The following is a 14174-nucleotide window of genomic DNA, read 5'->3' as shown; positions in this document are numbered from 1 at the left end:
CACGCCCAGAACGAACACTCGCCGCCGAGCAGCTCGCTCTCCACGATGACGGTACTGAGCCCCGCAGCACGGGTCCGGTCGGCCACGTTCTCGCCAACCGGGCCCGCGCCGATGACGACGACGTCGTAGGTGCGGGGGGAGTCATTCATAGCTCTTCCTGTGTCTCTCTCGTGCTTCGAGGGCTCGGGTCCTGGGGGAGCGTGCGCGTCGTCGTCCGGGACGGCTTCCCCTCGGTCCGCAGTGCTCCACGGCTCCGGCCGGCGTCGAGCGGAGGCTGTCGGCCCGACCGGGGCTACGGCTTCACCGGATGACGGCAGTTCGATGGGACGACGGGTGTCCGGTCACCGGCCCGGAAGCCGGGTCGTCACTTCCTGGAGCACCCAGCGATTGCCGTCCGGGTCGGTGAATGCGGCGAACGAGCCGTAGCTGGCGCGCTCGGGGTGCGGGCCGCTGACGCGCGCCGTGTCTCCGGCGTGATGGAACACACCACCTGCGTCGTGGAACACCTCTCCCACGTCGGCGCCGCGGTCGATGAGTTCGGCCCGGGCCGTCTCGATGTCGCCGACGATGAGATGCAGACCCTGAACCGAGCCCGGCGCGGCAGTGGTCACTCCGTTGCCGAAGAGGATCGAGCACTGTGATCCGGGCGGCGTCAGGTGCACGACCCGGAAGTCCCCGTCGGCGGAGGAGTAGTCGACATCGAGTCGGAAGCCCAGGCCTTCGTAGTACTGCTTGGCGCGGTCGACATCGGAGACGGGCAGTACGAGAACTTCGAGCTTCAGGTCCATTGTTGTCATCACGCTCCGTGAAATCCGTCCGCGAGTCACCTGCTTGATGGGTGACGTTACATGATGTGCCCGAGGGATGCCACCGGTTGAGGCGGTGACGTTCGCGATCGTTCGGGCGTCGTGTTTCCCTGGTGGCCGCTGGGCCGATACAGGTCGCCGCCGTGCGGGGGAAGGCACCTCTCCTTCGCCGACTGCGGGTTGAGGATGCCGAAGGCCGGCTGGTGAACCTTCGGGTGTACGGGCACGGGGCCGGCCCCGTCACGTGTTCGGAGGGAACTCCAGCGGGCGTCGACGCGGATGAGACCGGCCCGAGAGGAAACCGTCCCGTGCGGCGTCGGCGCGCTTCGAACGGCGCCGTCGGGGGCCGGAGCAACAGCGAGGTCGGCTTTCACCCGGCGCCGTCTACAGGTTGCCCCGATCAGCTGATCGCATCGGACTCACCTGCCTGTCACTCGTCAATGAAGATGTCGGCTTGTTGGCTGCCTGGCGAGCGAGGACGAACTGATACGCCGTTGAGCCTGGGCCCGAGCGGCGCGCGGACGGTTTCTGTGCGGCTGATGTGCCGATGAGCCCTCACGAAAGTGCGGCACCGTCACGATAGACAGCAACCCCGCCGTGAGCTGCCGAGGCGCGCGAGGGTGGCGCGCGCCTTTGCCCGTCCTGGACGTGGGCCCCGCAGGGGCGCCGACGCCGACGCGCTCGGTCACGCTGCCGGCCACATGGCGACGGCGGCACTGGAACAATGGCCTGATGCTCGCTATGACCGCTCCGGTGCCGACTCGATGACCACGCCACAGCTGCTGTCCGACGAAGAGCTGGAACGCTCCGCCGTGGTCGCCAACAACTCGATGAACCGCGAGCGAGGCCTGACCGGCGTCAACAGCTACGCCCGCGAACTCGGGTTCGATCCGGTCGCCCACCTCTCGGCCCTGTCCGTTTCACCATCCTGGCTCGATCTGTGCAGCGGCGAGGGCCGTGCCCTGCGCGAGGCGGCCGGCAGGCTGCCGACCGCCGCGGTGCTGACCGGGATCGATCTGGTGGGCCCGCCGGGACCGGCACCGGCGACGCCCGGGGTCGAACTCGTCACCGCTTCGGTCGCCGGCTGGGCGGCACCGCGGGCCTATGGCCTGATCACCTGTGTGCACGGACTCCACTACGTCGGCGACAGACTCGGCCTGCTCGCCCGCGCAGCCTCCTGGCTCACCCCCGAGGGCCTGCTGGTCGCCCACCTCGACCCCGACTCGATCCGCTGGACCGACGGCACATCCGCCGGACGCGCCGTGCTGGCCGCGTTGCGTGCGGCGGGGTTCACGTACATCTCGCGCCACCATCGGCTGACACTCCGGGGGCCTCGGAGCGTCCGACTGCCCTTCCAGTACCTCGGCGCAGATCCCCATGCCGGCCCCAATTACAGCGGACAGCCTGCCGTGGCGTCGTTCTACCGACGACTCGGCTCGTGACACATGACCGCGCGGACGAGGCGCCCATCGCGTCACGTCGGCCGAGCGGAGTCCGCCGCGCGAGGACGTCACCGCGACCGCGTCATGGACTGCAGGGCCCAACGAGCCCGTTCTCGCTCAGCTGTAACTCACGTTGCTGATGTCGATCGAGACCATCAGCTGGTCGAGCAGCGGCCGGCCGTCGTCGCCGCGGCGGTAGGCGCGGCGCTTCGACGGCATACGCAGCCCCTGGGCTTCGATGTAGTCGTACACGTACTGGGCCGCCGCGAACCCACCCGCCACATCGACGCAGTAGTCGTGGCGGCGCAGGAGGAAGTCGTCCCCGACGTAGAAGTCCTGTTCGCGGGAGTGGCTGGCGATGTCCTGGGGGAAGGTGGCCCTCAGCCCGTGCCACGTTTCGCCGTTCTCGCTCAGCTCCCCGATCCCGGTGACGGTGACACCCGGCCCGGCGAGGAGGAACGGGGTCGTCAGGTACGTCCACAGCGCGTAGCCGTTGAAGTAGGCCCGGTGCAGGGAATCCCACGGGGTGGTCAGCTCGTGGCCGGCGAAGGAGGAGCGGGGGGCGCTCCGCTCGGCGACCACCGTGCCGTCCGTCTTCTCGATCGCCACGCGGTCGGGGGAGAAGGAGGAGCGCTGATCGGGCGCGCCGTACGGCTGCACGGACGCCCATTCCTCGTGGAGCCGGACGGTCATCTCGCGAGGCGCCGGATCCTGCGGCACGCCTTTGATCGCCCACAAGTCACCCCCGCTGACGATCGATGCGCGGACTTGTGAGAACTGCGCGTAGCGGTCGCTGCCCCCGTGCGCCTCAATGATCTTCGCCAGTAGCTGGTCCATAGCACCGCGTTCCGTTCGCCGGCCCGCGCGTCGTACGCCCCGGCGGGGAACCGCCTGCGAGCCTTGTGCCTGGTAGGGGCTGAGGAACAAGTCTTTCAGAGCGATGCCCGGTCCACAAAAGAAAGGCACTGTGCACGCCCGCGACCGGACCGCCCTGATCACGGGTGGCAGGACGGCCGGCGTCGAGGGGTGGTCGCGGAGGTCAGTCGTAGTGACGGCCGGTCCGCGACGACAGGCGGTCGGCGAGATTGCGCGGCACGATGCGGCTGAGCGCCACGACGGCTTTGTACCGCACCTTGGGGACGCTGATCGTCTTGCCACGGCGGAAGTCGCGGAGGGCTGCCCGCACCAGATCGTCCGCGTCGAGCCACATGAATCCAGGGACGGAGGACTTGTCCAGGCCCGCCCGCTGGTGGAACTCCGTCGACACCCATCCGGGACACAGCGCCATGAGGCGTACGCCGGGGGCGCCGACCTCCTGACGAACGCTCTGTGTGAAGGTGACGGTCCACGCCTTCGTGGCGCTGTACGTGCCCCGGGCAAGGAAGGCCGCGACGGAGGCAACGTTGATCACACCTCCACTCCGGCGTTCGATCATCCCCGGAAGCGCGGCGTAGGTCAGACGGAGCACGGTCTCACAGTGCAGACGGATCATGTTCACCTCGGAACTCACCGGAGCCCGGAGGAACTTGTCGGACTGCCCGAAGCCCGCATTGTTGATCAACAGGTCCACGCCCTGCTCCAGCCGGCGCACGACAGCGGTGATCCCTTCCTCGGTGACCAGGTCGGCGACGAGGATCTCCGTGTCGGTGCCGTGGGCCGTCCGCAGGGAATCGGCCATGGCCTTGAGCCGGACTTCGTCCCTCGCCACCAGGACCAGACCGAAGCCCCGCGCGGCCAGCACGAGAAACGGGAATGCGCCTACCTCGACTCGCCTCTCGCGCCCCGGACCGGTGACGTCGGAAAGGGCCGCTGGGTCGGGGAAGTGGTTGCACGGCCGTGGGCGTTCTGGCCGGCGGGCGGGGTGGTGCTGGTGCTGTGGCGTGGACGCGGGGTGGCGGAGGGAGTCGGCGTGGGAGACGAGGGAGCCGGCCGGTCGGTGGCCGCGGGGGGCACGGAGGCCGGCGGCGCCGGTGGGCGCCCCGCAGGCTGTGCCCCCGGGGCCGGCAGCAGGTGCAGTGGTACGGCGACGAGGGCCGCCACCGCCAGGGAGACCCCGGCCCCGGCGGCTGCCCGCAGCAGCCGGCGCCGCGCCGCGGCACGCCGGATCTCGCGGAACCGGCCGGGCGGTGGCCCGAGGAGTACGGCGCCGGGCTGCAGCAGCGCGTCCAGGGTCGCGTCGCGATCCTCGTCCGGGCCCTCAATGGGTGTGATCAAGGCTCCTCCTCAGTCCGGCTCGCAGCATTTCCCTGGCCGCGTGGAGATCGGCCTTCACGGTTCCTTCCTTCCGCCCCGTCAGCGCCGCCACCTCCCGGACCGGCATGTCGGCGTAGTAGTACAGCAGGATGGGCACCCGCAGTCGCTCCGGCAGCGACTGCACGAGCATCCGCACGGACGGGTCGGTCTGCCCGTCACGCCCCTCGCCCTGGCCACCGACGAGCACCTCCGCGGTGGCGCGGCGCATGGCCCGGCGTTCACGCTCCAGCCTCCGCCAGTGGTCGCGCACGATGTTGGCGGCCGTGACGTAGAGGAAGCCACGCGGCTCGTCCACGCTCGTCCAGCGGGCCCACAGCCGGGTGAAGGCCTCCGAGGCGATCTCGTGTGCCGTCTCGTCGTCGTCGACCAGCCGCCGGCACCAGCCGGCGAGGCGTGGATAGAGGGCGGCGAACAGCTCGGACGCCGCATCGTCCCGGGACCGTTTCAACACTCTCCACCATCGTCGTCGGTCATCATGCCGGAAGTGCCCCACGGGCCGGCCGGCCGGTGGGTGCAGGGCTCACCGGCCGGCCGTCCGTGACCTGTTAGGGGCGGCTCGCGGAGGTCAGGGAGGCGTACACCACGACGTTGTCGCGGTAGCCGCTCCCGTCGGCGGTGCGAGGCCCGCCGCAGGTGATCAGGCGCAGTTCCGGCCGGTCCACGTCCCCGTACACGGCCTGAGCGGGGAAGTGCGCCTTCGCGACCGTCTGCACGCGGTCCACCGTGAACACCGCCGACGCGCCGTCCCGCAGCCGGGCCACGACCCGGTCGCCCGGGCGCAGTCGCGCCAGGTCCCGGAACACACCGTCGCCGTAGCGGCCGACGGTGGCGTGGGCCAGGAGCACCGAGGGACCGAGCTGACCGGGTGTGGGGGAGTGGCGGTACCAGCCGGCCGGCGATTCCGGCGCCACCGGAGGGACTTCCACCGTGCCGTCCGGGGCAAGCCCGAGCCGCATGACGGGAGTGTCGACCCCGATGGCGGGGATCCGCAGCCGGACCGGGACCGACCGGCCGAGCGGGCGCTGTGGCGTCCCCTGCGACCTGGCCGTGACGGGCGGCGGTGCGGCGACGGTCGGTGCGGCGGATGTATCCGTGCATCCGCCGGCCCAGGGCAGCGCGGCCAGGATCGCCAGGACCACGGCCCTCCTGGCACCCGGGGTCATCCGGCGGTCGTGCGCCTGCGCCGCGCCGCCACGACTGTGCCGCCGGCCAGCAGCACCAGCCCGCCCGCGGTCGCTCCCACCACTGTGCCGTCCGGACCGTCCGCAACAGCCGGGGTCCGCACGCCGGTGTCGGGCGCCCCCTCGGGCACCGTGCGCACCTGGCGCGGGCTCGGGGCCGAGGTCTGCGCCGGGGTGGGGGCCGACGTCGGGGCCGAGCTCGGGGTCGGGGTCGGGGCGGCGCTGGGACCCCGGCTGGGCGTCGCGCTGCTCTCCGCCGGGCCCGTGCGCGCCGTGGTGGGCTGTGGGCTCGGCCCGTCGGCGAGCGCGGGCGCCGCTCCCGCCAGCACGGCGGCGCACGCGACGGCCGCGGCCGTGAGAACACTCCTGCGCATGTATCGCTCTCCTTCGTCACTCCGTCCGTGCCCCGGTGGGGTGTGGACGGGTTCTGGCAACTGAATCGGTCGGAGAGACGAGGCAGGGCCGGACGGAGTTGTAAAGAGAAGGCAAAGCCGTGCCGCGGAACGTACAGTCGCGACCCGGATCCACACTGTCCCTGCCCTGACCTGCGCACCTGGCTACGCGTCGGCCACCGCCGCCCGGTCCAGGGCATCAGCACCGCTCCGAGGGCACCTGACTCCGCAACAACCTCATGGGGAAGGGGACTTCGCCTGCGGCTTCCGGTCGCGAACGATGCTCCCCAACAGCCGCAGCCGCAGCCGCAGCCGCAACGGAGGCGGCAGGGCGGTGCGAGCTGGACACGCTGCCTGCGGTTCACCCGAGGGGGAGCGCCGCAGCATACGGCTCGCTCCACCTCCGCCGACAGCAGCACGGGGCAGCCGCGTCGTCAGGACCACTGACGTGTGCCGTCAGCGTCCGTCGGTTCCACCGGTTCCGCCGTCTCCAGGTCGTGGGCGAGCTCGCTGCGCCAGTCGGCGCTCAGTCGACGATGGAGGATCGTCGCCGCGGCGACCGTCGCGGGCAGTTGGAGAAAACGGCGCAGGGCGTCCGCGGCGTCGGCCCGGAGCTGCCAGGCCGTGTGGTCGTCCTGCGTGGTGGGCAGCTCGGGCGCGCCGGGAGCGCGGCGCCATTGTGGTTCCAGGACCTGCCGGGCGGCGAAGGCCTCGGCAGCGATCTCGCGTATCCGCAGGTCCAGGAGGCCGTCCTCGGTGAGGGACACGATCTCACCGCGGTCGATGGCTCCCAGGGCGTGTGACACCTCCGGGAAGGTGTCGAGGCCGGTCTCCCCGGCGAGCCTGCGCAGTTGAGCCGCGAATGCAGCGCGGAGCCGGGCCGGGGGCGTCCGCTCGACCAGGGCGGCCAGGTCGAATTCGCGCACGTGCGAGATGAACCGGCGTGACCATTCGGGGATGTCGGCCATGACCGGCAGGGCCAGCCCGCTGGAGAGCGGCTCGCCGAGCGCGGCCTCGAAATCGAAAGCGATCCCGAAGCCGGCCCGCAGGTCGGCGAGCAGCTCGGTGTAGGCGGCGGTCGACCCCGGCCAGGCGTCGACACCCAGCTGCTGCACCTCCGTGCCGTCGGGGAGCCGGATGTAGTCCTCCCGTGCGGAGGTGACGAGCCGGTCGAGGGCGCCCTCGGCGTGTGGAGCACCGTCCTCGTACACGGTGACACGGACCTCGGGGCCCTGCTTGGTCAGGGCCACGGCCCGTGTGCCCCCGGAGAGCCTGCGCAGGACCTCGGGGCGGGTCAGCTGCTGGGGGCCCGCGCTCTGCATGACGTATCCCCAGGAGCCGGTGCGGCCGGCACGTATCAGCGGCCGGCACGCCGCCCAGATGCTGCGAGCCGATTCCTTGGCCCGTTCATGGGTGCGCTCGCGGACGGTCTCCTGCAGCACCACTCCCGCACGCACAAGGAGTTCGTCAGGGTCGACGCCTGCGGCGAAGACCAGGTCGGGCTGTTCGGGCACGGGTGTGGCGGCCGGCCGGAAGCCGACCGTCACGTACGCACCGCTCCTCGGCGGCTCCGGCACCCGCGGCATGGGCTCGGGGTCGGGGCGCGGCTCCGGCGCACCAGCGGCAAGTGCGAGGAGCGAGTACGGCTGCGGGGTGACGGTCTTGGTGTCGTCGTCCCAGATCAGCGCACCGTCGACGGCCAGCGGTACCCGGCTCCCCACGGGCAGCCGTCGTTCCAGCGCGTCGGCGAAGCAGGACAGCGTCGCACGCAGGGAGTGCCACTCGGTGAACGAGGGGGCGTCCTCGTTGAAGTAGTCGCCGATCCGGCCGTAGTTGCTGCCCTTGCGGCAGGTGATGAACAGGCCGTCCTGCGCGTCCCAGCCGATACCGCGGGTGATCAGCAGCCACTCGTCACGCCAGTACGCGTCGAGCTCGGTCGCCTCGTCCTCGTCCTCGTCGTCCTCGTCGCTGTAGGGGTCGTCCACATCCCCGGCGACGGAGCGCAGGAACAGTGTGTGGTCCACGATGTCGGCCACACCGCCGAAGGGCCCGTTCAGGGCGAACACCGGCGCGGCATCGTCTTCCTCGACTCCGTCGTGGCAGCGCAGTGACGCCACCAGGTCCGGCGGGAAGCTCACGCCGAGCCGCTGTTCGGCAGCCGCAATCGCCGACGGCGACGCAGGCGGCCGCAGCAGCGGATGGCTCCGCGGCGCGTGCTCGGCGAGCCAGGCATCGATGCGCGCCCAGGATGCTTCCACCGTGGGCAGGGACGGGTTCGGGTCGGCAGGAGTGGAGATCATGCGAGCACCTTAGGAGCGACCACCGACAGAGGTGGAAGTGGTGCCGGACGGTAGGGGCATCGCTGTCGCCGCACACAGGTTCACACGTTCCAGCAGCGGTTGATGCGAGGAGCAGTGCCGGCCCCGGCCGGCTGCCCTGTGGGCCGATGCACGGGGAGCGATGCCGCTTCGTTTCCGTCCGTATGCGGGTGTTGTCGTCGGCTACTGCGGGAGTCGATCGGTCGTGCGGTGCTCCTTGAGGCCTTGGTAGTGGTCCGCAACTGCGTGGTCCGGACGAGCCGCCCGACACCGGTGACCTGCGCGGCGACGTGCCGGCCCTGCTGCGCCTCGTCGTCCGGCAGACCCACGACCTTGCCCCCATTCGGCAGGTTCTCGCTACGGAACAGGGTCAGGACACGGACCTGTCCGCCTACCTTGCGTCCCGCAACCGTGGCCCGGGCTACGAATGGATGCGCACCGTCCTGGAGCGGGCGGCCCGGCGCGGTGAGATCGACCCGGCGGCCTCGCTCCACGACCGGCTGCTCACGCTCCCGGTGGTTCTGGTGACCCACGAACTTCTCATGGCCCACCACACCCCCTACGATGCCGACCTGGAGGAAATCGTGGACCTGCTGTTCCTGCCGCTGGTCACGCACCGGCGGGCAGGGGTCGCCTGAACTCCGGCGCGAGGGAAATTCCGTGGAACGTCCCGTCCCTTCCATGCCAAGCTCAGCGGCACGAAGGGGCGTAGCTCAGCCCGGCCAGAGCAGCGGACTCCAAACCCGTACGCCGCAGGTTCGAATCCTGCCGCCCCTGCCACACTCACCTCGCGGTGGTCTGCTCCGGAGCGAAGGTCGAGTCAGCCGTGGGTCTTCGGCGCCGAGCCGGCGTGATCGGGCGAAACGCCGCTCGGCATACTCGTCGAACGAGTGGAAGTCCCCTCGATCGGGGTTGACGGCAGGGCATTCCTTGTTCCGTTCGTGCACCGCGCGTCGCTCACGGAGGCGCGAATCACGGAGGCATGAAGGAGGGGCGGCCGTGGTCGGCCGCCCCTCGTTCATGCCTGTGTGCCTTACGGCTTGGGGGTGGCGTGCGGGGTGCACGTCACATCGTGGCTGTCCAGCTCGCCGCTGAGCAGGTAGGAGTCCACCCGCTCGTTGATGCACGGGTTGACCAGCCCGGTCACACCGTGCGAGCCGGCGTCCTTCTCGATGATCAGGCGCGAGCCCTTGAGCCGCTTGTGCAGCTCGACGGCCCCTTCGAAGGGAGTGGCGGCGTCACGCGTGGCCTGCACGATGAGCACCGGCGGCAGACCCTTGCCGGTCCGCACCTGCACAGGGGTGTGCTGCTTCGAGGACCAGGTGGCACAGGGCAAGTTCATCCAGGCGTTGGCCCAGGTCATGAACGGATGGTCCTGGTGCAGCCGGGTGTTGTCGCGGTCCCATCTCTGCCAGCTGGTGGGCCACTTGGCGTCGGCGCACTCGACGGCCGTGTAGACGGCGTTGCCGTTCTCCGCGGAGATGTTGCCGGCGGTGTCGGACGGATCGGGTGCTGCGGCGTCGACGAGTGCCTGGGTGTCACCGGCGAGGTACTTGCTCCAGGTCTGGGCGACGGGCACCCAGGCGGAGTCGTAGTACGGGGCGCTCTGGAAGAAACCGATGAGTTCGGCCGGGCCGACGACCCCGCCGAGCGGGTTCTTCTTCGCGGTGGCCCGCAGTTCGACCCACTGCTGCTCCACCTTCTCCGGGGTGTCGCCGATGTGGAAGGTGGCGTCGTTCTTGGCGACCCACGCCTTCCAGTCGTCCCAGCGCATCTGGAACGCGACGTCCTGGTCCAGGTTCGCCTGGTACCAGATCTTCTCGCGCGACGGGTTGACCACGCTGTCGACGACCATCCGCCGGACATGGCCGGGAAAGAGGGTCGCGTAGACCGCGCCGAGGTAGGTGCCGTAGGAGACGCCAAGGAAGTTGAGCTTCTTCTCACCGAGGGCGGCCCGGATGACGTGCAGATCGCGAGCGGTGTTCGGCGTGGTCATGTGCGGCAGCATCCAACCGCTGTGCTCGGCGCACCCGTCCGCGTACTCGGCGGCGAGCTTGCGCAGCGCGCGCTTGTCGGCGTCGCTGTCGGGCACCGGGTCGGGCTTCGGTGCCTTGACGAACTCCTGGGGGTCGACGCAGGAGATGGGAGTGGAGTGGCCGACGCCTCGGGGATCGAAGCCCACGAAGTCGTACGCCTTCGAGGTCTTGACCCACAGCGGGCTCTTGTTGGTGACCCGGGTCGGGAAACGCAGTCCGGAGCCGCCGGGGCCGCCCGGGTTGTAGATCAGGGCGCCCTGACGCTCGTCCTTCGTCCCGGTGTTGCCGATACGGTCCACAGCGATCGTGATCTGCTTGCCGTTCGGCCGTGCGTAGTCGAGCGGAACGCTCACGAAACCGCACTGGATGGGCTTGGCGAGCCCCCAGTCCTCCGGGCAGTCCGCCCAGGCGATGCCCTTCTCGGCCGCGCGCTCCGCGGCGACCTGCACGCCGCGAGCTTCGGACCATCCGTGGCTGCGGCTTTCGGCATTGGCCGCCGGAGCCGCCATCGCACCCGCTATGAGGGTGCCCGCGACCAGAGTGCCGGCCGAGCCGAGCACTGCTGTGCGTCTCACGTAGAACCTCCCCCTGCTGTTGTGGAGTTGTACCGGGTGATCCTTTCGTGGGCGGGGGAGCGCGGAACAGGCCGTGATGGTGTTCTTTACCGAACCAATAACCGGTGCGACAAGTCCCGCTCAGCGGTGCAACTCCGCGAATGTCTGCTCGAGTTGCGTGCCCAACGGGCAAGCGCGTGCCCGGTGGCGATGTGCGGATCGCCTTGGCTCGATGCCGCGGGCCGGGGTCTGGGCGGGCGTCTGTGCGCAGGCCGCACCACGGGCGCATCCGTGCACGACAGCATCCCTGCACGACCGCGTCGGGGCGGCAGTGCCGGCCTCAGCCGGTGGCAGCACAGTCCCGTTCGGCCTCGATCCGACAGGTGCGGACAGTGGTCGTGCGGTGGTGTCGCTGCCCCGCGGTGGTGTCGCTGTCCCGCGGTGGTGTGGCCCGGGGCGCAGCCACAGCCCGGATCGAGAACGTGCACGGGATCACTGCGTGGGCGGCGATCGTGGCCGTCCTCACTGCGGGGTGTGGGGCATGAATTTCGCGCACGGGCCGGAGCTGCGCCGGACCAGTGGTTCGCCGGTCGTCGACGTCATCGCCGTCGCTTCTTCATGAGCCACCCGGGGCTTCCGCCGCAGCGGACGGCACCGGCCGCCCCAGACGCTCCTTTATCTTCGATAAACGGATGAAAGGAGCACAATTAAGAGGGAAAGGTACTGCGACAGAGCTCCGCCTGGAGGGTGATCAGATGCCAGGGAGTCGGTCTCGTTCGCGCTATGCCCCGGATCGGGGACTCACCACCCGCATGGTGACGACGATGTTCCTGATCGGGCTGCTCTATGTGGTCTTCGTCGGCGTGCTGCTGGCCGTCCTCCGGAGTTCATGGCCCATCGTCCTGGTGATCGCGGGCGGCCTGTTCATCGCGCAGTTCTGGTTCAGCGACCGGATCGCGGCCTACAGCATGGGTGCCCGCGAGGTCACCCCGGAACAGGCGCCCGAGCTGCATGGTGCCGTGGACCGTATCTGCGCCCTCGCCAATGTGCCCAAGCCCCGCGTGGCGATCGCCGACAGTGATGTGCCGAACGCCTTCGCCACCGGCCGCAGCCAGAAGACCGCCCTCGTCTGCGCCACCACCGGCCTCCTCCGTCGCCTGGAGCCGGAGGAGCTGGAAGGCGTCCTCGCACACGAAATGTCGCACGTCGCCCACCGCGACGTCGCGGTGATGACCATCGCCTCGTTCCTCGGTGTCCTCGCGGGCGTGATGACCCGTGTCTGGCTCTACAGCGGACTCGGCCGGAGCAGCCGCGACAGCAACACCGCCATTGCGATGCTGGTGATCCCGCTGGTCAGCGCAGTCGTCTATGTGATCAGCACCCTGCTGACCCTGCTGCTCTCGCGCTACCGTGAGCTGTCCGCCGACCGCGCCGCCGCACTGCTGACCGGCCGCCCGTCGGCGCTCGCCTCCGCGCTCACCAAGGTGACCGGGCAGATGGCCAGGATCCCGACGCAGGACCTGCGGAAGGCGGAGCCGTTCAACGCCTTCTGGTTCGCGCCCGCGTTCTCCTCCAAGGGAAGCTTGAGCAGGCTGCTCTCCTCGCATCCGACGCTGGAGCAGCGCCTGGACCAGCTGGGCAGGATGTCGACACAGCTCGGCCGCGCGTGACGGTCCACGCCCTCATGACGACACAGAGGTTCTTCCCGTGGGACTCCTCGACACCATCCTCGGCCGAAGCAAGCCGGTACGTCCCGACCTCGACCAGCTCTTCGGCCTGCCGGCCGCCGCGATCACCCTCCAGGCGGGCGCAGGCTTCATGCCGACCGGCATCGGCTCGGTCTGTTTCGCCAGTGTCGAGGGCGGTGCCTTCGCCAGGATCCAGGAGGACATACGGGAACTGCTCGATGCCGACACCGGTCGCGGCGGCGTACCTGTCGAGTTCGGCCAGGACGCCTACGGATACACGTGGCTTCTCGCCCGCCACGCGGCCGACGACACAGCCTCACTGGTCAACGATCTGCACGCTGTCAACACCCTCCTCCAGGAGGCCGGCTTCGGCCCGCAGCTGCTCTGCTCCCTGATCGGTTTCCGCGACGCCGCGGGGGAGCGCGCGCTCGCTTTGGTCTACCTCTACAAGCGCGGCACTTTCTACCCCTTCGCACCGCTTCCCGGAGCGAGCGAGAAGCGTGACAACGCCCTGGAACTCCAGGTCAAGGCGCTGCTCGCGGACGACCTGCGGATGGAGGGGGACCTGAGCCGCTGGTTCCCGGTGTGGGGCGCGCCGGGACTCGGCGGGTCGAAGCGGTAAGCCGCGGTTGCGCGACCGTGGCGTCCACCGGAGCCGGGACGGGTTCCCCCGCCCCGGCGGGTGGGGTCGTCATGCGCCCCGCCGGTCACTCGCCTCGCCGGATGTTGTCCGCTGCCGCCTCGTCGATGGCCCGCCGTCGCCGTTCGGCATCCAGTTCCTGCAACGCGTCATTGACGGCGGCGAGCACCGCAGCAACTGCGTCGTCGGACACGTCGGCGGAGTCTCCCGTCGGCTCTTCGCGGATTCCGACGGCTGCCGCCAGGGCGGCGAGGACCGGCTCATCCGATGACCAGCGGCTTGCCGCCGAGCGGTGAGCGGGAGCGTCGGCCGGCACGGTCCGACCGGTCTGGAAGGGCATCCAGCTGGTGCGTCGTGACCGAGTGAGCTGCCCCTCGGCCTCAAGGGCGGCGAGATAGGCCTCCGGCAGGCCCCGGCCTCGTCGCCACAGCCAGTCGCCGAGCGATTCGTACGGCGCTCGTCGGACAAGCGACGACGCAGCGTCGTCCAGCAGACGGTCAACTGGTGGCGGCCGGTCGCCCGGCACGAGGTGATCGCCGTCCAGTGTGATCGCTTGGGCGCCCAGAAGGTCGATCAACTCGGCGCCCGCGAGCGCGAGCGACAGGTCGCCCGGCTCCGGGGAGTGACGGACGTCCGCGTCCATGGCGATGATCAACAGGTCCCGCGGTGTGGTCATGAAGGGCTCCACGTCAGGGGCATCAGTAACCGGCCAGCCCCGGCAACTGTCGGTCGCGGAGATCACGCCGGTCAGTGAGGGACATGGCATTTCCAGGGATGAGCCTGCTTCCCCACCACACTGAAAAGTGTCACACGCGGCGCGGGTCCTCGCCGTGCCGCGGCGGTGGCAGGCGATGTGTCCGCGTG

At 70.2% G+C, this 14174-nt stretch carries 14 protein-coding genes, 1 tRNA gene and 1 pseudogene; 5 read left to right on the top strand and 11 right to left on the bottom strand.

Annotated elements, in window-relative coordinates; genetic code table 11:
* Together ABT078_RS36990 and ABT078_RS36985 are read right to left on the bottom strand one after the other, a co-directional pair.
* Positions 1-149 (bottom strand): annotated as a pseudogene (locus tag ABT078_RS36990) (pyridine nucleotide-disulfide oxidoreductase); the annotation flags it as partial.
* 192 nt (positions 150-341) lie between these two features.
* Entirely contained in the window at positions 342-788 is a 447-nt protein-coding gene (locus ABT078_RS36985) for a VOC family protein (RefSeq protein ID WP_351235819.1), read from the bottom strand.
* A gap of 782 nt (positions 789-1570) precedes the next feature.
* Between ABT078_RS36985 and ABT078_RS36980 the strand changes: the two genes are divergently transcribed.
* Positions 1571-2248, top strand: coding sequence for a class I SAM-dependent methyltransferase (locus ABT078_RS36980; protein WP_351235807.1), 678 nt, complete (start codon positions 1571-1573; stop codon positions 2246-2248).
* Positions 2249-2365: 117 nt separating this feature from the next.
* On the opposite strand, the gene ABT078_RS36975 is transcribed toward ABT078_RS36980, so the two are convergent.
* The 7 genes from ABT078_RS36975 to ABT078_RS36945 all read right to left on the bottom strand — a co-directional run bounded on the left by ABT078_RS36975 (position 2366) and on the right by ABT078_RS36945 (position 8374).
* Complete coding sequence (locus tag ABT078_RS36975; RefSeq protein ID WP_351235804.1) at positions 2366-3085, bottom strand: hypothetical protein; 720 nt, start codon at positions 3083-3085, stop codon at positions 2366-2368.
* Between the two features lie 202 nt (positions 3086-3287).
* Positions 3288-3989 (bottom strand): SDR family NAD(P)-dependent oxidoreductase, encoded by a 702-nt coding sequence (locus ABT078_RS36970; protein ID WP_351235802.1) that lies wholly within the window; start codon positions 3987-3989, stop codon positions 3288-3290.
* A gap of 17 nt (positions 3990-4006) precedes the next feature.
* Complete coding sequence (locus ABT078_RS36965) at positions 4007-4462, bottom strand: hypothetical protein (protein WP_351235800.1); 456 nt, start codon at positions 4460-4462, stop codon at positions 4007-4009.
* On the bottom strand, positions 4446-4949 hold the full coding sequence (locus ABT078_RS36960; protein ID WP_351235817.1) for an RNA polymerase sigma factor: 504 nt from the start codon (positions 4947-4949) through the stop codon (positions 4446-4448). Before ABT078_RS36960 ends, ABT078_RS36965 begins: the two co-directional genes overlap by 17 nt.
* 97 nt (positions 4950-5046) lie before the next feature.
* Positions 5047-5664: a class F sortase gene (locus ABT078_RS36955; RefSeq protein WP_351235799.1), complete on the bottom strand. Its 618-nt coding sequence runs from the start codon at positions 5662-5664 to the stop codon at positions 5047-5049.
* Positions 5661-6056 carry a RodZ family helix-turn-helix domain-containing protein gene (locus ABT078_RS36950; RefSeq protein WP_351235797.1) on the bottom strand — a complete coding sequence of 132 codons (396 nt, stop codon included), beginning with the start codon at positions 6054-6056 and terminating at the stop codon, positions 5661-5663. Before ABT078_RS36950 ends, ABT078_RS36955 begins: the two co-directional genes overlap by 4 nt.
* A gap of 452 nt (positions 6057-6508) precedes the next feature.
* Complete coding sequence (locus ABT078_RS36945; RefSeq protein ID WP_351235795.1) at positions 6509-8374, bottom strand: SMI1/KNR4 family protein; 1866 nt, start codon at positions 8372-8374, stop codon at positions 6509-6511.
* Positions 8375-8634: 260 nt separating this feature from the next.
* Here ABT078_RS36945 and ABT078_RS36940 point away from each other — a divergent pair, with 260 nt between their 5' ends.
* Together ABT078_RS36940 and ABT078_RS36935 are read left to right on the top strand one after the other, a co-directional pair.
* Positions 8635-9030, top strand: a complete 396-nt coding sequence (locus ABT078_RS36940; RefSeq protein WP_351235815.1) for a TetR-like C-terminal domain-containing protein — start codon at positions 8635-8637, stop codon at positions 9028-9030.
* A gap of 64 nt (positions 9031-9094) precedes the next feature.
* Positions 9095-9172: transfer RNA gene (locus ABT078_RS36935), tRNA-Trp, on the top strand.
* Positions 9173-9425: 253 nt separating this feature from the next.
* On the opposite strand, the gene ABT078_RS36930 is transcribed toward ABT078_RS36935, so the two are convergent.
* Complete coding sequence (locus ABT078_RS36930) at positions 9426-11003, bottom strand: alpha/beta hydrolase (protein WP_351235793.1); 1578 nt, start codon at positions 11001-11003, stop codon at positions 9426-9428.
* A gap of 734 nt (positions 11004-11737) precedes the next feature.
* Between ABT078_RS36930 and htpX the strand changes: the two genes are divergently transcribed.
* Together htpX and pspAB are read left to right on the top strand one after the other, a co-directional pair.
* The gene (htpX, locus tag ABT078_RS36925; RefSeq protein ID WP_351235791.1) at positions 11738-12652 is read left to right on the top strand and encodes a zinc metalloprotease HtpX; all 915 of its coding nucleotides are present in this window, start codon (positions 11738-11740) and stop codon (positions 12650-12652) included.
* 37 nt (positions 12653-12689) lie between these two features.
* Positions 12690-13292: a PspA-associated protein PspAB gene (gene pspAB / locus ABT078_RS36920; RefSeq protein ID WP_351235789.1), complete on the top strand. Its 603-nt coding sequence runs from the start codon at positions 12690-12692 to the stop codon at positions 13290-13292.
* Positions 13293-13377: 85 nt separating this feature from the next.
* On the opposite strand, the gene ABT078_RS36915 is transcribed toward pspAB, so the two are convergent.
* The gene (locus ABT078_RS36915) at positions 13378-13986 is read right to left on the bottom strand and encodes a GOLPH3/VPS74 family protein (protein ID WP_351235813.1); all 609 of its coding nucleotides are present in this window, start codon (positions 13984-13986) and stop codon (positions 13378-13380) included.
* Positions 13987-14174: the final 188 nt, after the last annotated feature.

This window comes from Streptomyces sp. NPDC002133 (genome assembly GCF_040296405.1).
Taxonomy (GTDB): domain Bacteria; phylum Actinomycetota; class Actinomycetes; order Streptomycetales; family Streptomycetaceae; genus Streptomyces.
This window is presented reverse-complemented; position numbering and strand designations above follow the sequence as displayed.